This window comes from Pristimantibacillus sp. Z349TD_6 (assembly GCF_056173205.1).
Window position 1 is genome coordinate 751,100 of sequence record NZ_CM149662.1, and the last position, 21,340, is coordinate 772,439.

A 21,340-nucleotide genomic window follows, 5' to 3' on the forward strand; every position below is an offset into this window, starting at 1 on the left:
TAAAGGAGAGATTACGAATGGCTGACACACTCAAGCCCGAAACGAAGCTTTCACAATGGGATGCCTTGATGCTGGAATCGCTGAAGGCTTACGGCTGGCCAAATGATGAACTGATTAGCAAAGTGCAGGCTGGCAATTTGCCGACAGATGAAAGCAAGTTCCATTTCGAATACACTGCTTTAACTGCTTTGGCGAATGAGGAGCAAGATACTTTCGTACAAGCTGTAACAAACGGCTATCAAATCAAGTACAACACGATACGCGGCATTCACAGCTGGATACTTGTCGCACTGAAGCAAGAAGCAGAGCTTATTCTGGAGCCGGAGAACGAAGCGGTCATCGCCCATTTGTCAGAAGCTGAAGCACAGCGCCTCGCTTTCGTACTTTCATTCGGCTGGGGAGTATCCCCTCATGAGGGAGAGCAAGATTCAGACGGTAGAGCCGCGTATAAGGTGGCACCTGTTAGAGCATAAGGGTTGGCTGGAATTAAAAAGGAATCATTTATGATTATGGTTTCGGTGAACAGAATTGTGACCGATAAGAAGGATGCTTTTTTTAAAAATGCTCTTCGTTTAGGGTTTTGGAACGAATGTTATACCTATACAACAAACCCAGTACCGCATCGGTACTGGGTTTGTTGTATAACATTAAACATCTTCCCATCCAAAATAAGAATAGGGGAACCAAGAAGTCGAGACATAGACAACAGCATGGCTCTCCTTATCGAATATGAACGATATTGAATACATATTATCAGGGTTGTTAAGCTTATCATGAATGGAAATGTCGCGGTAATTTCCGTCGCTGGTCTTCTCGTAGAAATAGGTAGCTGATTGGTCTCCATAAAATCCAAAAGTTCCATATAGGCGAAGGACATCGAACATGGTGCTTTCTCCGAGGACAATCCCCTTATATGTACGTAATGACGGATTTATATTGGTAGGTTCAATAGTGTCTTGATCTATTTTCCAAGAATCAATCAGCCCATCTTTGTTGTAGTGTGCTGAGAATAAAGGGTAAATGTTATTATTAAAGACATCCTTTTCATCCGAAACCTCGTATAGATCCTCTATTGTTTTTTTTGAATCTCCTATCTTCACCTCAGTAAAAGGACTATTTCCAAATAAATTGAAGTCATTTCTCGTGACGGGTTCGGCGCTGAAATCTGGAATACGCTGGATGGCTGCAGATGGTAAAGACGGTAGAAGTGTGCGATCCGATGGAGCGGTTGGCCTTTTTTCTATATCCAGTACTCCTTTAAAGGTGAGCTGTCTAATCCACTGAATGGCTTCTGCTCGTGAAAAAGAGTCCTGTCCATTGAATTGCTCTGGCGTTATAGCGTCACTGTTAGCCATACCGTTTCCAATGAGGTAAACAACGGCGTCTTCACCTTCAAAATGAACCCCTTGCACGGCACAAATGATTTCTGAAGCTCGTGACTTCGTGAGTGGCTCCATTCTCAGCTTATGGTTCGAAGCGCCGGATGTAGGATGATTAAAGCTCTCTGCCATGCGATAGGGACCGCCTGTCCAATCATCATTACCCTCAGGGGAACTTGCGGATGGCAAAGCCATACCCAAGGCTCTATAAAGAGCTTTTAAAAACTCTGCTTCAGTTATTGGCTCGTCAGGCTTTAAGCTGCTGTCAGGGTATCCATTTATAATATTTTGTGCCATAGCCCATTGAAACAAACGCTCAGCCCAGTGTCCTTTCATTCCATAGGGCTTGATAATGAGAAAATCGTATTTTCCGTCATCTTTTTGATCCTGAGCATGCAAAGTTGCTGTTGTTGTTAACCAAAATAATGAAGATACGATGATCAGACATGTGACTATACGCTTAATCTTAAACATAAAATTCATCCTTCCGAATCCAAATAAGTACTGTTTTTTTATATTGTTAAAAACTTCCTAATGTTATATCGGAAAGTATAGTATTTTAACTGATAGCTGCGAGTGAAAACGGCGATTTGATTCATTTTACTTTAAACTGAATTAGATGAGGCGATGTAGGATGAATAAGAACATCGATGATATCGATGGTTCTTAAATCCGCTGCTAGGTTGATTCATGGAACATAAGCAAGCTTTAAAAAAAATTTGAATATTCCTTTACAGGAATATTCCCGTTGTGGTATATTTAATTCAACAAAAGGAAATACAAGGAGGGAGGGCTTAAAGGATTCGATAAAGTAATGATTGCTTTAGAGAAGGCTTATTTAATTAAATCAAGTGAATGGATGTTTTTCTTATGAATGCTAACGTTATGAGTGCCTTGGCTGAGCCTAACCGCCTGCAGATTGTTGACCTATTGCGAGCGAGTCCTCTAACGGTTGGGGAGATTGCTGAAAGGCTTGGCCTACGCCAGCCCCAAGCTTCCAAGCATTTGCGCGTCCTTAGCGAGGCCGGTATTGTTGAGGTGCAGGCGATTGCTAACCGTCGTATTTACAAGCTGCGTCCTGACCCGTTTAAGGAATTAGACGCTTGGCTGGAATCATACCGACGTATGTGGGAGGAACGCTACGATCGGCTGGACGATTATTTACTGGAGCTGCAAAACAAGGAAACAGATAAGTAAGATTAGCTATAAGAAATCAACGGATTAATGATATAAACAAATTTGAGGAGGATGTTTATTATGACTAACCCTAACCTAACTAATCAATTGGTATCGAAAGTAGAAGGCAGCACACTTATATTGGAGCGTGTGTTTCAAGCACCGCGCGAGCTTGTATTCAAAGCTTTCTCGGAGGCAGAGCATTTAAAACATTGGTGGGGACCAAAAGGCTGGACTTTACCTGTATGCAACGTCGACTTCCGTCCAGGTGGAACTTGGCATTATTGCATGAAGTGTGAAGATAAGAACCAAGGCGACTTCTACGGTATGGAATCGTGGGGTAAAGCATTCTATCAGGAGATTACAGCACCGGAGCAGATCGTCTATAAAGATTGTTTCTCGGATGCGGAAGGCAATATTGCGGAAAATATGCCGCAAATGATGGTTACACTCGATTTTATTGAGCAAGATGGCAAGACGAAACTAATTAATACCGCGAAATATGCATCGCCAGAAGCTTTGCAAACGGTGATCGATATGGGAATGATTCCAGGTATAACGCAAACGTTTGAAAACTTGGATGTTCATTTGGAAAAGCTGCAACAAAGCAATTAAGGAATAAAGGCGTAGAATGAACCTAGGTTCATTTTACGCCTCTTTTGTTATTTATGGAGAAATAAACGAGATGGAATAGTGATTTAATATTACATTGCTCCGAATAACCCTTGAATAAAGATACAAATATTGACATGAACGTCCTAACATACTACACTGTGTAGTATGTTAGGACGTGATCGCATGCAAATAAAAAGATTGAACGTGAGCGGTGAGGGACTAAATCGATTTTTTGGGTCGCTTGAAGCTAAAATTATGGATATTCTATGGTCTTCCGATGGTTTGAGTATCAAAGAGGTACAGGCAATTTTAAATCAGGATAATCCGATTTCTGTTAACGCAGTGATGACAGTGATGAACCGATTGCTGGACAAAGGCCATCTTACGAAAAGGCAGACTGGAACGGGTAGAAACCAAGCTGCACAGTTCAGCACGGTGCAGTCAAGGGAACAATTTTTATCGGAACAGACGAAAGCAGTATCACAAGGACTTATACAGGAGTATGGCAGTTTAGTCGTGAACCATATGATCGATGCGCTGGATGACGTTGATCAGGAAACGATCGCGAAGCTGGAACGCAAACTAAGCGAAATCAAGAGAGGAAAAAAAGAATGAACCCTCCGGTTAAGCTGAAATGGATCTTTGCACTGATGATCTTCTGCATGGCTTTGTTTAGCATGCAGATGGGGATTTTTGTTGCTCGCCAAATGGAAGACGAGAGGCTGCATGGTTTTACTTTGACTTTTGCCCTGCTTGTCATGGTCGCCTTGTATACGCTCATAAGGGTGATCTGGCGAATGATAACGCAGACGTATTTTTCGAGGAAATGGCTAAAGCTGTTTTATGCTATTAAACATGACAGACTAACGAAACGCTTTAACTATAAGTACCGCAGCTTAAAAACAGAAATCATCGTGGTGAAGGATGATGCTTTTGTCGCGCTGGCGATCGGCATGCGACGGCCGAAAATTGTGGTCTCAACAGCGGTTCTCGCTATATTCAGTGATGATGAGGTAAAGGCGATATTGCTGCATGAATGGCATCATTGTCTCAATCGTGATAATTACAAGCTGTTTCTGATGACCATGCTGACGGAAGCTTTCGGGTATTGGCCCATTATGAAGCCGATTTTTCGCTATTATCAAACATGGACTGAGCTGCTCGCCGACCGCTTTGCGATCCGCCAAATGGGCTCGGAGTTGCATTTGGCTAGTGTACTATTGAAGTTGTCAAAGCTGGGGGGAATGAAGCAGCATGCGGCATCGGTTCATTTTGCAAATACAACGATGCATTATCGCATCATGCAAGTTCTAGAGCCTGACAAAACAGTGAAGGTAAAGATAGCCTTGCGCAGACCACTGCTTGCCTCTTTATCGTTGCTGCTGCTATTTATGTTGGGCGGAGACTCATAAATTTTTTTATGCAATCATACTACACACTGTAGTATTGAGGAAGGCGACAGGTCATGGCGATATGATCCCAGGGAGGATAAGTGAATGAGAGTTATTTTATTTTCAATTGGAGAGTACCAAGTACATTCTTACGGAGTAGTGGTGGCTTTGGCGGTTCTGCTAGCGCTTGGGATGGCTCGTCATTTGGCAGCCGGTACTTTGTATCAGGAGCATATACTGAACATGGTTCCATATCTATTCGTTGGTGCAATCTTGTCTGCGCGAATCTGGCATGTTTTCTTTTTTCAATGGGAGTATTACTCGAAGCATCTTATCGAAATCATGTACATATGGCATGGCGGAATTTCGATTCAAGGAGCATTGATTGGCAGCTTCGTGGCTTTGATCGTCTATACGAGGAAGCATCGTTTATCTTTTTGGGAGCTGGCCGACATAATGGCTCCAGCAATCGTCTTGGGGCAGTCGATTGGCAGAATTGCCTGTTTTCTGAATGGAGATGCGTATGGTTCGCCAACTAGCTCGGGCTTCGGTATTGTTTATCCAGAAGGAACGATGGCTTACGACGTTTACGGCTCACAACCGCTGTGGCCTGCGGAAATATGGGAGGGACAGTGGGATCTCATCGTATTCGTCTTGCTAATCTTATTGAAAAGCAGGAAGTGGGGAGCCGGGGTATTATTCTTAACTTACAATATCCTGTATTCATTCGGTCGTTTTAACTTGGAATGGCTGCGGGGAGATTCGCCGCGCTACTTGTTTAATTGGACAGCCGGTCAGTGGACTAGCTTCAGCGTTATAGCGGTTAGCTTAAGCTTAATTGTTTTCCTTGTTATGCGGGAGCGGAAGAAGATGCGTATTTCTATCCAATAGCTCCAATGTACTGAATTTATAAAATTAAAAAGTTGTGATTTATTCTGATGAAAATGTTTTTACATTCCGTCAGCCGCAGCAATCATTCGAATCGTATACTACTAGAAAAAAACAGCGTACTCAGTTACCCGAGTACGCTGCTTCCTTCTTCATTGCACTAGATTACCAGTTGTTTCCGGATACTCTTGTCACTGTAAAGTTCGGGCTGCCGCTTTCACCATAAATGGCTGCGACACCTGGGTTATTCACTTTCACATTCGTAAAGCTTGCTCCGCCGACAGCTGGCCCTTGGCCTTGTTCTCCTCTAACCACGAGCTTGATGCCGTAGCGGGAAGGGTTGTTGATGTTAACGTTCTCTACGCGAACGTTTTGCATAGCAAGGTTCTCTGGCGATTTTGTCTGGAACATTAGACCGAAGTACACGGGATTATTAATGTCCACATTTTTTACGAGAATGTTTTTGAAGGTTCTGTCTCCGCCGAAGAACCAGATAGCGCCAAAGTTTTGATATTCATTAATTTTGTCATCAGCGCCGACGCTGGTCCAGAAATCTCCACCCGTCCGGTCTAATGTTACGCCATCAATTACAGTATCCTTATCGCCAAATCCTAATGTGTTGTAACCAAAGCTTAAGCTGCTGATGGTAATGCCTGGATAAGTCAACGTATCTGCACCATAGAGGTTTTGATATAGGTTATCCGAGCCGCCGTATACGGCGAAAGCTGCTGCGCGTCTTACACAGGTTGCTGTAAGATTCGTGTATTTGTTGCCTACATTGTAGGAACCGCCAGCATCAACTGCACTGAATAAGGCGAAGGCATCGTCACCGGCGCCTCTTGAGTAGTTGTTGTCAATCACGTTATAGGATGAGCCGTTGGTCATATTAATTCCATCTGCGAATGTGTTTTTGATACGATTGTCTTTGAACGTGTTGTTGGAGGAATTCACGCCCCAATACAAGCAGATGAAGTGCTCAACCCAGACGTTCTGAACGGTTACATTCTGCATGCCGTTGCCATCGATGAATTTACCAGGACCGTCAGTTCTGTATACATAGTTGCCCCATGCAGACAGGTCTTTAATCGTTGAACCGTTAGCGGTAGAACCAATATTAAAGCCTACATCCGTATTGGATTGGTTCTGTGGCGCAACCAATTTGGTATGCCATGGACCAGCACCAATGATTTCGGTTGCACGTCCATAAAGAAATATTTTACTGTTGATCACCCATTCGCCTGCAGGGATGTAAATACCTTTTTTCGTGGAATCCTGTCTAAATTCATTAAGCGCTTGCTCTATGGATTTGGAAGAAGAAACCGAAATATATTTAGTCGTGTCAGGGTTGGCGGCTGGAGGAGCGACATTTTCGGTTTCAATCATGTCAACATAGATTGCCGAAACGTCACCAGCATCCTTTTGAATTTTGATCTTCGTTCCTGCCGGATACACTTGGTCAAGCAGCAACTGGGAATCTTCATACAGCCAGTAAGCTGTTAATCCTGCCCCAGGCGCATTGTCGTAACCCAGGCGGCCAAGCGTACTTGGTGTTGCATATACGTAAGAAAACTTGGAGGTTACCGTGAATTTGCCTTTACTCACACCGTTAGCATAAATGCTAATCGTTCCGGTCGTATTTTCTGCAACTGCGTTGCGAAGGACAAAAGCGTTAGCAGAAGAAGTCAGCGTAAACTCTACATATTCGCCTGTTGCATCAAGATGCACGGCGGAGCGTCCAGAAGCTTCGCCCGCATAATCGCCAGGCTTGAAGTTCGGAGCTAATTTTGTTCCGTTCGTTGTATTGGAAGAGGACTCAGCTTCAATAATGGTAAACGGCATATTAGCGCCGCGGCCGGAATAAAGGCTTGTTGTATTTGAGTTGTTAGCTTGCTTAATGAGTACTTCGTTTGTGTCAGCTGCAACAGTGGAAGTTACTGTGTAGCTGCCATTGACAGCGGTCCAAGTCCCCAGGCTGACATTGACGGATTGGTCTACAGCTAATGAGCCATTATAGGAACCATTTAAGGTTTGAATGGTTGCACCAGCAGCATTTTTAAGAACTAATGTTATGGCATGAGCACCACCGGCGGAAGCAATGTTTCCTTGGTTTTTAAGATTTACGGTAAAGGTTACTGTATTGCCGGCACTTGGATTGCTAGGATTCCAAGAGGCGGTTGCGATTAGATCGGAGCTGGACACGGCAGCTACGGTTAATGCAGACGGGCTGCTATAGCTGTTGTTAGTCTCGTTCTGCTCAATAATTGCATTGCTTTCGTCGACCTTGGCGCTAACGGCGTAGGTTCCAGCATTTTTTGCTCCGGCATTCAGCGATACGGTAGCTGAAGCGCCAGCCGTCAATGCGGCTACTGGAGCAGATCCTGCCAGCTCGTTGCCGAGATAAAAATTGACTGTAGTCGCAGGGGCGTTTGCAGTGCCGATATTTTTAACGGTTGCGTTCAGGGTAATCGCATTCGTCTCTACCGGAGATGTAGGCGTCCAAGTTATTCCTGTAATCGTAAGGTCCGGATTTGGAGCTGGAGCGCCATAGATTTCAAATTCGGCTACTTGGCCAGCAGGAGCGCCGGAGTTGTTCGTTATGTTCAATTGGACCTGTTTCGCCGTAGCGGTTACCGGAATCGTTACCGAGTTGCCGTTAGCGGGGTTAAACGTGTAAGATGCCGCGGAAACCAAGCTGCTGAATGTGGAAGAGTTCTGAGTATTGCCTAACACTTGAATCGTTTGGGTTCGCGTACCCCATTCGCTAGACGGGTTTAGCTTCACAACAATCGATGTGATGTTGTGATTGGAACCGAGATCGACGGTTAATTGGCTAGGATTGCTGCCGCCTTCCCAGTATGTAGCCGTATTGCCGTCGTTGCCGTTCGTTGCTACGAATGTGTGGACGGTAGAACTGGAAGTGATTGATTTACCTAGAGCTAAGTTGCCGCCAGCAGGTGGCGTTGGTGTAATGGTAGGCGTCGGTGTAATTGTAGGTGTAGGTGTAATCGTCGGTGTAGGAGTTGGCGTTGGCGTTTGTGTAGGCACAGGTGTAGGGGTTGGAGTAACTGTTGGTATAGGAGTAGGAGTAGGTGTTGGCGTTACTGTGGAACCGTAAATTTCGAATTCAGAAATTTGTCCAGCTTGCCATCCCGTGTTAGCCGTAAAGTTTAAGCGAACATAACGGGTGCTGGTTGCTGTAAAGTTGATTGTCACGGTGTTGCTGCTCACTGCTGGATTGAATGTGTAGGATGCAGAACCAACAATAGTAGAGAACGTTGTGCCGTTTGTGCTGCCTTGTACAGCTAAGGTTTGTGAACGTGTTTCCCAGCCCGCAGGCAGCTTTAGTTTAACTTGATCGATGCTCGTATTCGCACCAAGATCGATTTGGAGCCATTGTGGAAATGCATTATTTACGCTCTCCCAATAGGTACCCTGGTTGTTGTCATTAACGTTGCTCGCTACATACACATCGGCATAGCCACTGGCTGATACAACTTTGCCCAGAGCAAGATTAGGGCCTCCGGCGGCTGAAGATACGGAGGGGTACAGCGTGAGCTGCGACAGCAATAAAACAAATGCCAAAGACATGATGACGAATGGATTTCTTTTTACCAATTCGTTCATTGATAACATAAAAAACCTCCTAGTCAGATGTTTTAACCTCGAATTAATGCGCTTTCAATTTTGCACATCATTACATTCTTTCTTAATCACCTCCTTAAATGTGTGAAGTCATCGCGATTCTAGACCGCAATGCAATAAAACCAATATTGATTTAATATTGGTTTACTAAATAAGCGGATAATGTTGCACGATCAAACGATATTGCAAACAAACTTATAGTACTAGCATAAATCAGTTACACAGCTTGCTGAATATGCATTCCTACGATTATCGTGTGTAATATTATTGTTTAGATAAACGGGGTCTATATATTAGAGGTTTTCAGTTGAAAATAAGCAACTGCGCTTTATGAAAAAACTTGCCAAGGCACTGTCTAATGAATTTAACACTGCAAAGCAAGTTAGCTAAATGTGCACATCAGTCAGTGGTAGCTGAATCTAAGAGCATAAATGCACTTATTTAACTAAATATTTTTCAATTTTGTTCAACTAGATGCATTTATACACTTATTCGAATCATTTTCATTTCGTTTGTTAAAAACAGGTGCACTTCTGCGCTTATTTACACTCGACCATCGATTCACGCACACCACTAATCTCTATATCGATATCAAAAATGACATTGTAAACGAGCTTTATTATGAGTATTTAATAGACTAAATAAAGGGTAATTCATCCGTAAAACTATCGCCTTCCAATATAGCCCTGTTTCAAAATCACCCCTTGGAGGTAAGAAGAAGCATACAATTATCGAGGAGATGATGAAGATGAATACAAACGGACTGAAAGATAAAGTGAAGGGTATTGCGAACCAAAGCAAAGGCGAAATGAAGGATAGCTACGGCAAAGCGACAGATAACAAGAAGCTGCAGGCTGAAGGCAAGTTGGATAAGCTGAAAGGTGCTGCACAGGAGAAGCTTGGCGAACTGAAGGAAAAAATCAGCGAGTAGCGAAAGGACGATAATGTATGCATCTGAGCCAATAGGTTTGCGGCAGGGCTGCCTAGCGGTGTTCAGGTACCAATCATTATCAGCCGCTTATAATATTTTGCAATGAAGAGCAGTCGGCTCTCCCGTCGAAGGGAGGCTGGCTGCTCTTTTTGTGCTTACTCCCTGCAAGTCATTCTACGTATTTACTTATAATTTTCCTTCAGCAGCCTTACAATTCGAGACCTTTCGTTCTCATTATCGTACAAAATAGGAGATGAAATTAATGGGATGAATGGAGGAGCTGTAATTGCGTCTGATTATTGAAGATATCGTTAAGCGATTTGAGGATAAACAAGTGCTCCAAGGAGCCGGATTTACTTTTGAGAAAGGAAAAATATATGGTCTGCTTGGCCGAAACGGTGCAGGCAAGACGACGCTATTCGACTGTCTGAGCGGAGAGAAGGACATGGATGGCGGGCAAGTGCTGTTGGAGGTGGATGGCCACACGAGGAAGCTAAGCGAGCAGGACGTCGGATACGTGTACTCGCTGCCGATTCTTCCCGAGTTTCTTACGGGCTATGAGTTCGTGAAGTTTTTTATGGATATTAACAAAGGCAAGCTGCAAATGGATAAGAGCATTGATTATTATTTTGACATGATGAGCATGACAATGGAGGATCGCCATCTGCTGATCAAAGGGTACTCACACGGCATGAAGAACAAGCTGCAAATGCTGCTATTTCTCATAACGAAACCGCCCATTATACTGCTCGATGAGCCGCTTACCTCCTTCGATGTTATTGTTGCTCTGGAGATGAAGAACATGCTGAGGGAGATGAAGAATGATCACATTCTTATATTCTCTACGCATATTTTGCAATTAGCTTCAGATCTATGCGATGAGCTGGTTGTTTTGAACAAAGGGAAGTTGTCTGCCGTACCGTCAGAGCTGCTGCATAGCGCGGAATTTGAGCAATCCGTCATTAACCTGCTGAAGGATGAAGCCCATGCTGAGAACGCTTAACACGCTGCTGGCCATTCGAACCTCCATTACGGCAAATATGCTCATTTATTATATTCAGAAGCTGCCGCTGCTCGGCAAGCTGGTGCACAATAGCTTCTACGCCAATTTGGGGCTCAAGAAGGCTGTTTCTATAATAGCGCTCATCATTACCCAGCTGTGGGGATTCATGCTTCGATTCGCATATTTGGGGATACTTATCTACTTGCCTATAGCGGAATTCGTTGTGGGATTGTCTGAGGAAGAAAAGCACCAGCAGTTTGTACATATTTTTGCAATCATCAGTTTTGTTGTGGCAGCGATCAGCAGCGCGACTGTGCTCGAACCAAAGCGAGAGAAGTACGTAGCGGTGAAGCTGATGAGGCTGTCTGGAAAAAGATATATGCAGGCGTCGCTTGCCTATCGTTATACAACCTTTTTGCTATATCTGCTGCCAGCCATGCTTTTGTTCGGATCACTCGCGGGAGTTTCCATATTGCAAGCGGTTTTGCTTACCATTATGGTCACAATGTGGCGAGTTCTTGCGGAGTATGCACATCTCAAGCTTTTTGAGAAAACGGGCATTGTACTGATTAAACAAACAGCTCTCGTATGGATGATTATTTTGATTGGTTATGCCGGGGCGTATTTGCCATTGCTGCTCGGCAAGGTTCCGTTTACTAGTACGTTTCTTCTGAGTCTGCCGGCTTGTATTGTCATTATAGCTGTAGGCTTGATTGCTGTCTTTCAACTGGCCCGTTATACCGGTTACGGCGGAGTGGTTGATGCGGCAACTAAGAGGGATGACCCTCTGCTCGATCTGGGTCGTATGGTGACAGAGTCACAGAAGAAGAGCGTTAAATCAAAGGATAGCGATTATATCATAGATGTAAACGAGCAAGGCAAGTTAGACGGCAAAAAGGGTTATGCTTATTTAAACGCTATATTTTTTCTCCGGCACCGCAGCCTGATCAGCAGCCCGGTTAACAAACGATTAGTTATCGTTGGTGCTTTTGGCGTCGTGGGTGTTCTGCTTACCTTCCTATTCCGAGAGCAGCTGCAGAGTCTAAAATGGAATGCGGGAATGGTATTTCCGTTCTTAGTTCTGATTATGTATTACATGTCCGTTGGAGAAAACATTTGCAAGGCTATGTTCTACAACTGCGATCTTAGTCTAATGCGTTATAGCTTCTATCGCGGCTCGGCATTTGGTCATTTCCTCATTCGGCTAAAAAAAATGATGGGTTTGAACCTGAGTATTGCCGCCGCTTTTGGGGTGTCACTAACAGCAATTATCGCAGCAGCGGGCGGGGAGTGGCTAAACAGCGAACTGCTCATGCTTTGGATCTGTGTTATTTCGTTGGCCGTGTTTTTCACTATACATCATTTGTTTATGTATTATATTTTCCAACCGTATTCTACAGAGCTGAATGTGAAAAATCCGCTATATTATATAGTGAATATGGGGATATCAGCAGCTAGCGGGGCATGTATCTTTTTGCGAATTCCGATAGTGCCATTTACGGTGAGTATAGCTGCTCTGACGCTGATTTACTTAGCTGCTGCGCCAGTGCTTGTCCGCAGGTACGGGCCGAGAACGTTTCGAGTGAGATAAGAATGATGATGCTCTTGCTTGCAGAATGAATTTTTAAAAAAGGAGATGCAAGTTTCTCATACATCACAAGATTATAGTAAACAACGACAGGCCACGTCTGGCTTAGCCAGGCGTGACCTGTGGTTACTGCCGTTGTTCCTTAGTCCTCGCTTGTTACTTTTCCAAAAAGGGATAGAGCGTAAAGCGCAGCGACACCGACGACGATATATACAATTCGCGATCCAACTTCTTCTGTTCCCCCAAAAACCTCACTGACGACGTCATAGTTGAATAAGCCCACGGATAACCAATTTAAGCCGCCTAGGATGATCAGAATAAGACTAATTACGTTAAGTGCCTTCATCAGAAATAACCTCCTTAATGGGGTTTCCTAACTTTTTTGCTGAAAAGCCGGATGGATGTACGCTGATTCTTAGTTGTTTACTATAGGATTATGAGTATCTGCCGCATGATATGCCATACAAGCCTCATCCTTTAAACACATGTATCGCATTTTTTACAGTGCTTGACCAAGTTAGAACGGATAGATTTTCTTCGCTCCCCTATTAAATTATGGAATCATGCTTCCATTAAAGTGAGCTGCATACATATCTATCACCGACTAGACAAGAGCACGATCAGACAATCATACCTCCTCATATGTTAGGGATAAGGAGGGAATGTACATTATGAGCTACAAGAGTACCACGATAAAGAGCAAGTGGACAAAAACGAAATGGCTGCTTAAAAATGCAGATGTAAGAGCGTATGTTCCTAAGACGCTGCGCTTTAACCGAAGGAATCTTAGTATGATCCTTTCTCAATATCCTACTGTCTATTTCAAGCCGACCACTGGTTCAGGCGGCTTTAATATTATACGGATAAAGAAGCAGGGAAATGGTTATCAGATCCAACACAACTCCGAAAAAAATCATTGCTCCACGCTCGACAGCCTTTATGGAAAATTGAAAAAGCATGCGAGGAAGCGTTCTTATTTGCTGCAAAAAGGCATTCATCTTGCCACTGTGAATGGCAACTCTTTCGACATACGGGTCATGGTTCAAAAGACAAACAACGGCATATGGAAGAGCAGTGCGCTCTTCACGAAAATAGGCAAGCGGGGGAAAGTTACAACAAACTATCACCAAGGCGGTCAGATCGGATATTTCAAGAATACACTTTCTCAAGCAGGGTTCAGTTATGCTAGAGTACAAAGAAAGGAAGCAGAACTGAAGCGGCTTGGCAGATCAGTTGGACGTATATTTGATAGACATGGAAGTAGATTTCGTGAGCTGGGTCTCGACGTCGCCTTGGACAAAACCGGAAATGCTTGGATTCTTGAGGTAAATACGAGACCGCAGTTTTATCCGCTGAAGCATTTAAAGGACAAAAGCATGTATCGACGCATCACATCTTATGCCAAGCAATATGGAAGGAAGAAATAGATAAAAAACGACGCCTCTCGCGAAAGAGGGCGTCGTTTTTCGTTTAGCTAATCATTTAGGGATTTTCAATACCGTGCCGGCTTTTACATTATCAATATCTATGATTTGATTGAAGTCGGCAATGAACATCGCGTATTTGTTGGAACCATAATAGGTTTTGGAAATGCTGTAAAGCGTCTCGCCGTTTTTAACGGTATGATCAACTGTCTCAAAACCTGGAGATACACCCCATGAGTTATCATCTTCCTCTTTTTTGTAATTTTTAAGAGAAGGAATGATGAGATTGCTGCCTGCTTTTAATCCGGCGTTTTTGTCAATTTTGTTTTCCTGCGCAATGTAACTTACATATTCCGCGGATTTATAAAACATTTTGGATATGCTGGAGAGGGTATCGCCAGCCTGTACCAAATAGGTTGCTGGCAGGGTGATTTTGGAATAATCCTTTGACCCTTGCGAGCCGCCTGTTGATCCAGTGCCAGAGGATAATGCAGGAATAGTTAGCTTATCTCCAGCTTTCATATCATTAATAAACAAAATATGGTTATGCTCTGCAAGCAGTGCATAGTGGTCTTTCGATTGATAAAATTTCTCTGATATTGAGCTTAAGGTGTCGCCTTTTTGAACGATATAGGTAGTTGGAAGCTTTATCGTCTCATTGGAGGAGCCTGTTGTCTTGTCGCTGTCCTTTGGTTCTTGTACAGGTTTTTCCACCTTGTCGGGCTTTTCTGTCACAACGGGCTTAGAAGTGTCAGGTGTTTTTACAGTCTCTTTGACCGGTGGATTTGGATTATTAGTCTCAACAGGTTTGGAACCCGTATGGGTATCCTGCTTTTCTTCAGTTGGTTCTTGTTTTTCTTCCTCGTCTACAGATCCTGCGGGGATAAGCTCGTCTACAATCGTTTCAAGCCCGCCATTTTCATTTTTGCTTGAATTCGAGTTAGCGGTTTCATTATTGAGCGCTTGCTCATTTGATTGCTCTAGCTTATTAGCAACAGCGGATTGCAGGTTGAAATCAAGCGCACTCAAATATTTGCCGTACAGAACGCCGCAGACTCCAATGAGAATAATGACGATTGCCAAGTAGATGATGAGAGTCGTTTTTTTCAAAGATACAAAGCTGCCTTTTTGACGGTTATTGCTGCGTGTAATTTTCTGATTCAAAGCACGTTTTCCCCTTTATTCTCAACTTGATTCTATTTTATCCGACATGTTCCAACATGTGGAATGGGACTAAACAGCCATTTCAACAGTATGCAAAATGCTCCGGATGCAACTCGCATAGACTACCAATTTGTGCATAGCGCCAAAAAATGAAGTATTTAATAGAACTTAGCTCAAAAAGACCAGTTTAAATGGCAATATACATACAACAATGGTTATTTTACACTATGCTTCTATACAAGATCTAAACATACGATTCAGTGGAATGAATAGAAAAAAAACCGCTCGCCTCCCAGTGAAAACTGGAAAGAGAACGGCTATTACACTTGCTTTATCTAACCCTGTCTCTAGCCCTAGATCAAGCCTTTCACGACGAGCTTAAATTGCTCTTCTGTCAGGTCTACATTGCCTGATGCTGTCACCTGATAATGTGTTTTTTGCACTTCGTCATACCATATCGCTTGATAGCTTTGAAAGCCGTGTATACTGCCGCTTGCAAAAATAGTTTCTATGCCGTTTATAGCGACTGTTTCTTGTGTATATTCAGCGGAGAGAGCAACCTCCATGCCAATCATGTCTTTCATGGCTTGGATTCGAATGCTCATGTTGTTTTTCGTGTATTCGAGCTCCGATATATTTGCTTTTGTCCAGTTGACCTCTTCGACGAATAAATCCTGATCCGGCTCCGCCGCAGCCCTTTGTTTGAACAACGCGAGCAATCTAGCGTATTCTTCAGCTAGGGAAGCGTCATGTTCATTGGGAGTGAGCGGCATAACGCTGCCGTACTTGAACGTGAAGCCATCTGGCAAGTAAACTGGCTCCTTAATGACAGGAGCGGAAGTACGATCGAGAAGCTCCTTGAAATCGTTGTAAGAAGTGTTCGTATTTGTGTTGTGGAGGTACTGTATAGCTAGAGGCGAACTATCATTCCTAACATAATAGGCGAGCATTTGTCCGGGCTTAACCAATTCCAGTACGAGATCTCTATAAGTTGGAAGCGGAGGGTCATTTTGAAGCGTATAAGGTACAATTTTCGATTCTGACTCTAGCACAATGGATTTAATTTTGATATCTCCCGCACGATCGCGAATTTGAATCAGCTCACTTGCAGCATATACGGATGCAGATGTTAGAAGCACAATGAATAGAATCGCGGCGTAGATCGGAAATCGCTTTGTTGGGTTGTAGCTTCGGACTTGTATGCCTGATGGCGAAGCAGAAATATGGTTCATTACAGCATCTGATAAATTAATAGTATTGATCTGTTGATTGGATATGGAATGCTGCCTTAAGTTTTTATATGGATCGTCTGATTGTTCTCGTCCCATTTTAGCTCCTCCTGCCATTCCGCCATTTTTTTTCTAACTTTTTCTTTCATTCTGCTTACTCTTTTTTTGGCAGCCTCCGGTTTGCATCCCATAATCTCACCCAGTTCCTCGAAAGTTCGTTCTTCAAAAATGCGAAGAATGAGCATAGATCGATCCTCTGGAGATAACGCAGTCAGTGCATACATTAATTGCGGGCTGAATAATCGGTTGTCCAACGTTTGTTCTGGACTTTCTGCTTTCACTTCTGGAGTAAACAATCGAAGCAGCAGACGAAGCTGGTATTTACGCTTACGCAATAGGTTTAAACAATGACGATAGGCAATTTTGTACAACCATGAAGAGAAGCTGACCGTGTTCTTATATTGCATAATAGACTCGAACGCTTTTATGAAAATATCTTGGGCTGCATCTTCAGCATCCTGCTGATTCCCAAGTAACCGCAAGCAGTAGCGGTAGATAGCCTGCTGATACTTTTGAACGACCACGACATAGTAACTCGAATCGCCTTTTTGCACCCGTACGATGAACTGCTCAATGGTCTGGTCTTCGATGAAATCTCCTCCCTTCGCGAATGGTGCTTTCTAATCTATATAACACTTGATAACAGTCAATCGGGACATTTAATATTCTCCACAATATATCGTACAGATGGCTATGTGTATACATAAAAGGAAGGGAGTCCCAAATGTTAATAGGGTTATAAAACAGCGCGGAAATATACCCAATATATTTCATTGACGCTTCTAATTAATAATGATAATCTTTATCAATAAAAGGGGCGGATGAGAACTTTTAGACCAGTATTACTGGGGAAAAGTAAGCTTAGCTGCGTTCAAAAATATAGATAAACATTACTGGGGGATATCATCTTGAAGAAAAACGTATTCATATGCATGAGTATGCTTTTATTTGTATTAGCATTAGCGGCATGCGGGAAGGCAGAAACGAATCCATAAGCAACGTCAAACCTTGAGCAGAACGACGCGGCTTCACAGAATGAGAAGGCATCTAATGAAAGTACGACCGAAACGCGGGTTTATAATCATTTCTTTGGAGAAACGAAGGTCCCGGTCAACCCGGAGAAAGTCGTTACACTCCAATATGCCAGCCATATGCTTAAAGTAGGACTTAAACCAATCGGAGCTTCAAGCCATTTGCTTGAAACAACGGATGCGGACTTTAAAGGTATTGAAGACGATGGAAGCGCAGATCAAATAAACTACGAGAAAATCGTATCATTGCAGCCTGACTTGATTATTGCTGGTGACATTGAGAAGGAGGTTTATGACAAGCTTACTAAAATAGCTCCAACGGTTGTTGTTCCATGGATGGATTACGATGTGTTCGGCCACGTTGAGGTTATAGGAGATATTCTGAATCGTAAGCAGGAAGCAGCAGCATGGAAAACGGATTTCGATGAGAAAATGAAAACAGCAAAAGATGAAATTATCGGTAAAATTGGCGAGGGCAAAACTTTTGCTATTTATAGAGTGGACCCGAAACAATTTTACGTTTACGGCGTTCGCAATATGGGCTTTACGCTTTATAAAGCGCTTGGACTTACTCCGCCTGCTCTCGTTCAGAAGGAAATAGAGAAGGATCCGAATTTGTGGGCAGTTCCGATCTCATTGGAGGTGCTTCCGGATTACGATGCTGACTATGTGTTTCTGACTTTGCTTGAGGGAGAGGATACAACTAAGCGTTTGGACGAAATTAAGCGAAGCTCGTTGTGGAAAAATCTCACGGCCGTTAAAGATAAACATATTTACGATATTAGCATGGACACTTGGTTAGGCTACACGCCTCATGATATTGAAGTTCAAATAAAGGAAGCTGTTCAATTATTGACACAGGATAAGTAGAAGCAGCGAAGGAAAGCTAGAGAGCTATTGCTCTTCCTTTAATATCTGTAAATTAAATGAACGCAGCATCTGGTGTTTCCAGAAGGGTTGCGTTCTTTATTTATTCCGCAATACTATAGAGAGCAAATAAATACGAGATGCAGGTGATGAGCGGTATGTACGATGACCAGCAAAAGAGTGATTATAAGCAGCTAGAGGGCATATGGTTCAAGCTTAGAGCAGTCGAAAAAAACAATAGTCTGACTAGCAATTGGTCTCTTCGAATGCAATTCATCGAGTCGCATATGCTGCTCATCGCAGCATCAGGCAAGGGATGGATTACTGTAGATGGTCGATATTACGAACTTCGGGCAGGCAGTGCCTATGTATGCACGCCTGGCCAGCTCGTTGAGGCATCAATGAAGGATTTAGGAGAGCGAGGGCTATACATTGTGCGCTTCGATGTATTTGAGCAGCCTCAATTGCCCGCAAAACAAGAACATAACTATCCACTTGGCCGAAATATGAGGTTTCCGATCACTGGAGAAGTTGTTATATCCTCGATGATCGTCATAAGTGCACTCTGCGAAGCGATGGCGAAGTCTATGCGAAGCGATAATGATATACAGCGGCTGCGCGGGCAAATCGAATTTTATGAACTGGTATATAGTCTGTTGAGAGATGGCCGGCGCTTACTGGACAATAACTCTGAAGCGGATTTGGAACGTGCTAAAACGTACATCGAGCAGCATTATCGGGAGGACCTTACCATCGAGCAGTTAGCGAAGGAAGCTGGAGTCAGCTCTCGGCATTTTATTAGACTGTTTAAGCAAAGATATGGCTGCAGCGCTATCGAATATTTGTCTAGATATCGAATTGGACAAGCTCAAGAATTGATGAGGCCTCACCATGATTATCAGCTCAAGGATATATCCAGTTATGTAGGTTATCAGGATGAGGTTTATTTCCGCCGCAAATTTAAGCAAATAACAGGTACTCCCCCAGCGGCGTTTATGAGAAATGCGAGGCAAAAGATCGTGGCGTTCCACGCAGATATGATTGGCATTCTTCTCGCGCTTAACATTACTCCTCATGCGGCTCCCGAGGATCATCCTTGGGTCGAATATTACCGAAGGAAATATGATACAAGTTCGGTGTTGTCCCTTGCGAAAGATGATATTGTGAAAATAGAACAGATCAGAAGCATGAGCCCTGACTTTATCGTTGGGCTAGAGAGTTTCACGAGCTTGGATATGCAGAAGACGCTTAATGGGATAACATCAACTTATTTCTTGCCGTGGGAACACGATTGGCGCATGCATATGCGATTAATCGCAGAAAAGCTAGGTAAAACTGCAGAAGCAGAGGTGTGGCTGGATCGGTATGAAAGGAAGGCGGCAGCAGTTCGGGAGCAAACCAAAAACATATTGTATAATGAGCGTCTGCTTATTGTGAGAATTTCCCAAAAAAATATTAGCGTACTGGCAAATCGGAGTCTTGGCGAGGTGTTTTATGATGATCTTCATATGCTGCCTGCAAGGGAGGTAAATAGGGATATTAATGATCAACACTTGACACAAGAGGAGCTTGCGCAGACAGATGCGGACAGATTGCTGCTTATCGTGGATGAAGATGCTCAGTCGCAGGCAGCCTGGCAGGACCTCAAGCAATCAGCGTTTTGGGGGAAAATGAGGCCAATTAGAAATAATCGTATCGATTATCTTCCACCCTACCCTTGGACAGAATACACGGCGTTCACGCAGGAGCTAATCTTGGACGAAGTGTTAAAGCTTTGGCGTAATCGTGCATAAAATGTTGGCGAGATCGTCGATAGGCGTATAGACGTATTTCATTTATACTGCTAGAAGTGATAGTGATTCTCATTTTCAAATGAGAATCAATGAACATCGAGCGCTCAGGGGGAGTATAGAAAAAAATGAAATATTCAAAAATAGGTTCTTTCATCGTTTTGGCCGTGGTGTTGATGGTACTTATGGTCGCTTGTTCAGGGAATAATGAGTCAACTAAAGGAACGGTGAAAAATTCAGAAACAGAAACACCATCGAATAATGTTCGTGTCGTAGCAAGTGAGAAGGGCGAAATTACGATTCCGTCAAATCCGAGCAAGGTCATTGGGCTTTCTGTTGTTTATCCGGAATTTCTACAAGCATTAGGGGTTACTCCGATCGCGGTGCAAAATTATCATGCCGATTTCCCTTCATACCTGGAAGAAGCCTTTAAAGATGTGCAAAAAATGGGCATTGCCGAAACATCAGATTTTGAGATGATATTAGCAGCCGAGCCTGATCTTATTATCGCACCAGCATGGTGGTCGGATAAAGACTATGATCAGCTAACCAAGATTGCACCAACGGTGTTGCTGCCGCAGCGTGATGACTGGCGTGATGAACTGAAGGATATTGGAAAAGTACTGAACAAGGAGGATGTCGCGGATAAAGTCATTCAAGACTTAGTTGATCAGGAAGCGGTAGCCAAAGCAAAGCTTGATACTCTTGTTGGTGACGAAACCGTTATGTACATGATGATTATGCCAAAATCAGTTGTCTTGTATGGTGAAAATATTGATCGCGGAAGCTTTATTCACAAGACGCTGGGGCTTAAGCCGATTGCGAATTTTCCTCAGACGGAGCAATCTCTCTCTATATCGCTTGAGAAATTGCCAGAATACAATCCTGACCATCTTATCGTACAGCTGGACGACGAGAATAATGAAGTCATCCAACAATCGTACAAAGATATGTTGAACAGCGCATTATGGAAAAACATGAAGGCAGTAAAGAACAATCAGGTATACGTGATGGGCGGCAAAGAATGGTTTAGCCTAGGCATGTCTCCGCTTGCTAACAGCTATGCAATAGACGCTGTTCTTAAAGCATTCAAAAGTAATGAGAAATAAAGAATAGACAGTCTATCTTTATAGTTACATGCAATATTTCAAGAAAAGTATTC

19 protein-coding genes are annotated in these 21,340 nt (G+C 43.3%); 13 read left to right on the plus strand and 6 right to left on the minus strand.

Features of this window, described 5'->3' with window-relative positions; genetic code table 11:
- The first annotated feature begins 17 nt into the window (after positions 1 to 17).
- Positions 18 to 473 carry a hypothetical protein gene (locus AC0VYE_RS03265; protein ID WP_475446028.1) on the plus strand — a complete coding sequence of 152 codons (456 nt, stop codon included), beginning with the start codon at positions 18 to 20 and terminating at the stop codon, positions 471 to 473.
- A 174-nt stretch (positions 474 to 647) separates the two neighbouring features.
- On the opposite strand, the gene AC0VYE_RS03270 is transcribed toward AC0VYE_RS03265, so the two are convergent.
- Positions 648 to 1,853 (minus strand): S-layer homology domain-containing protein, encoded by a 1,206-nt coding sequence (locus AC0VYE_RS03270; RefSeq protein WP_076268690.1) that lies wholly within the window; start codon positions 1,851 to 1,853, stop codon positions 648 to 650.
- A gap of 396 nt (positions 1,854 to 2,249) precedes the next feature.
- Between AC0VYE_RS03270 and AC0VYE_RS03275 the strand changes: the two genes are divergently transcribed.
- The 5 genes from AC0VYE_RS03275 to lgt all read left to right on the plus strand — a co-directional run bounded on the left by AC0VYE_RS03275 (position 2,250) and on the right by lgt (position 5,452).
- On the plus strand, positions 2,250 to 2,576 hold the full coding sequence (locus tag AC0VYE_RS03275) for an ArsR/SmtB family transcription factor (protein ID WP_144376785.1): 327 nt from the start codon (positions 2,250 to 2,252) through the stop codon (positions 2,574 to 2,576).
- Positions 2,577 to 2,636: 60 nt separating this feature from the next.
- Positions 2,637 to 3,170 (plus strand): SRPBCC domain-containing protein, encoded by a 534-nt coding sequence (locus tag AC0VYE_RS03280; protein WP_076268692.1) that lies wholly within the window; start codon positions 2,637 to 2,639, stop codon positions 3,168 to 3,170.
- 183 nt (positions 3,171 to 3,353) lie between these two features.
- On the plus strand, positions 3,354 to 3,785 hold the full coding sequence (locus tag AC0VYE_RS03285) for a BlaI/MecI/CopY family transcriptional regulator (protein WP_076268693.1): 432 nt from the start codon (positions 3,354 to 3,356) through the stop codon (positions 3,783 to 3,785).
- Complete coding sequence (locus AC0VYE_RS03290) at positions 3,782 to 4,582, plus strand: M56 family metallopeptidase (RefSeq protein WP_475446030.1); 801 nt, start codon at positions 3,782 to 3,784, stop codon at positions 4,580 to 4,582. Before AC0VYE_RS03285 ends, AC0VYE_RS03290 begins: the two co-directional genes overlap by 4 nt.
- Positions 4,583 to 4,666: 84 nt before the next feature.
- Positions 4,667 to 5,452 carry a prolipoprotein diacylglyceryl transferase gene (gene lgt / locus AC0VYE_RS03295; RefSeq protein WP_475446032.1) on the plus strand — a complete coding sequence of 262 codons (786 nt, stop codon included), beginning with the start codon at positions 4,667 to 4,669 and terminating at the stop codon, positions 5,450 to 5,452.
- Between the two features lie 162 nt (positions 5,453 to 5,614).
- On the opposite strand, the gene AC0VYE_RS03300 is transcribed toward lgt, so the two are convergent.
- The gene (locus AC0VYE_RS03300) at positions 5,615 to 9,082 is read right to left on the minus strand and encodes a galactose-binding domain-containing protein (RefSeq protein ID WP_475446034.1); all 3,468 of its coding nucleotides are present in this window, start codon (positions 9,080 to 9,082) and stop codon (positions 5,615 to 5,617) included.
- A gap of 751 nt (positions 9,083 to 9,833) precedes the next feature.
- On the opposite strand from AC0VYE_RS03300, the gene AC0VYE_RS03305 reads away from it, so the two are divergent.
- The 3 genes from AC0VYE_RS03305 to AC0VYE_RS03315 all read left to right on the plus strand — a co-directional run bounded on the left by AC0VYE_RS03305 (position 9,834) and on the right by AC0VYE_RS03315 (position 12,616).
- Positions 9,834 to 10,022, plus strand: a complete 189-nt coding sequence (locus AC0VYE_RS03305) for a CsbD family protein (RefSeq protein ID WP_475449411.1) — start codon at positions 9,834 to 9,836, stop codon at positions 10,020 to 10,022.
- 286 nt (positions 10,023 to 10,308) lie between these two features.
- Positions 10,309 to 11,025, plus strand: coding sequence for an ABC transporter ATP-binding protein (locus tag AC0VYE_RS03310; protein ID WP_475446036.1), 717 nt, complete (start codon positions 10,309 to 10,311; stop codon positions 11,023 to 11,025).
- Complete coding sequence (locus AC0VYE_RS03315; protein WP_475446038.1) at positions 11,009 to 12,616, plus strand: hypothetical protein; 1,608 nt, start codon at positions 11,009 to 11,011, stop codon at positions 12,614 to 12,616. The genes AC0VYE_RS03310 and AC0VYE_RS03315 overlap by 17 nt, the downstream gene beginning before the upstream one ends.
- Positions 12,617 to 12,755: 139 nt before the next feature.
- On the opposite strand, the gene AC0VYE_RS03320 is transcribed toward AC0VYE_RS03315, so the two are convergent.
- Entirely contained in the window at positions 12,756 to 12,959 is a 204-nt protein-coding gene (locus AC0VYE_RS03320) for a DUF378 domain-containing protein (protein WP_339206614.1), read from the minus strand.
- Between the two features lie 325 nt (positions 12,960 to 13,284).
- On the opposite strand from AC0VYE_RS03320, the gene AC0VYE_RS03325 reads away from it, so the two are divergent.
- Positions 13,285 to 14,040, plus strand: a complete 756-nt coding sequence (locus AC0VYE_RS03325) for a YheC/YheD family protein (RefSeq protein WP_475446040.1) — start codon at positions 13,285 to 13,287, stop codon at positions 14,038 to 14,040.
- Positions 14,041 to 14,091: 51 nt separating this feature from the next.
- Here AC0VYE_RS03325 and AC0VYE_RS03330 read toward each other — a convergent pair whose 3' ends face one another.
- From AC0VYE_RS03330 to AC0VYE_RS03340, 3 genes are all read right to left on the minus strand, one after another.
- Complete coding sequence (locus AC0VYE_RS03330; protein ID WP_475446042.1) at positions 14,092 to 15,201, minus strand: LysM peptidoglycan-binding domain-containing protein; 1,110 nt, start codon at positions 15,199 to 15,201, stop codon at positions 14,092 to 14,094.
- A gap of 353 nt (positions 15,202 to 15,554) precedes the next feature.
- The gene (locus AC0VYE_RS03335; protein ID WP_475446045.1) at positions 15,555 to 16,529 is read right to left on the minus strand and encodes a hypothetical protein; all 975 of its coding nucleotides are present in this window, start codon (positions 16,527 to 16,529) and stop codon (positions 15,555 to 15,557) included.
- Positions 16,490 to 17,080 (minus strand): RNA polymerase sigma factor, encoded by a 591-nt coding sequence (locus tag AC0VYE_RS03340; protein ID WP_475449413.1) that lies wholly within the window; start codon positions 17,078 to 17,080, stop codon positions 16,490 to 16,492. The genes AC0VYE_RS03335 and AC0VYE_RS03340 overlap by 40 nt, the downstream gene beginning before the upstream one ends.
- A 603-nt stretch (positions 17,081 to 17,683) precedes the next feature.
- On the opposite strand from AC0VYE_RS03340, the gene AC0VYE_RS03345 reads away from it, so the two are divergent.
- The 3 genes from AC0VYE_RS03345 to AC0VYE_RS03355 all read left to right on the plus strand — a co-directional run bounded on the left by AC0VYE_RS03345 (position 17,684) and on the right by AC0VYE_RS03355 (position 21,287).
- The gene (locus AC0VYE_RS03345; protein ID WP_475446047.1) at positions 17,684 to 18,391 is read left to right on the plus strand and encodes an ABC transporter substrate-binding protein; all 708 of its coding nucleotides are present in this window, start codon (positions 17,684 to 17,686) and stop codon (positions 18,389 to 18,391) included.
- Positions 18,392 to 18,537: 146 nt separating this feature from the next.
- Positions 18,538 to 20,181: a helix-turn-helix domain-containing protein gene (locus AC0VYE_RS03350; RefSeq protein ID WP_475446049.1), complete on the plus strand. Its 1,644-nt coding sequence runs from the start codon at positions 18,538 to 18,540 to the stop codon at positions 20,179 to 20,181.
- 125 nt (positions 20,182 to 20,306) lie between these two features.
- Positions 20,307 to 21,287, plus strand: a complete 981-nt coding sequence (locus AC0VYE_RS03355; RefSeq protein ID WP_475446051.1) for an ABC transporter substrate-binding protein — start codon at positions 20,307 to 20,309, stop codon at positions 21,285 to 21,287.
- Positions 21,288 to 21,340: the final 53 nt, after the last annotated feature.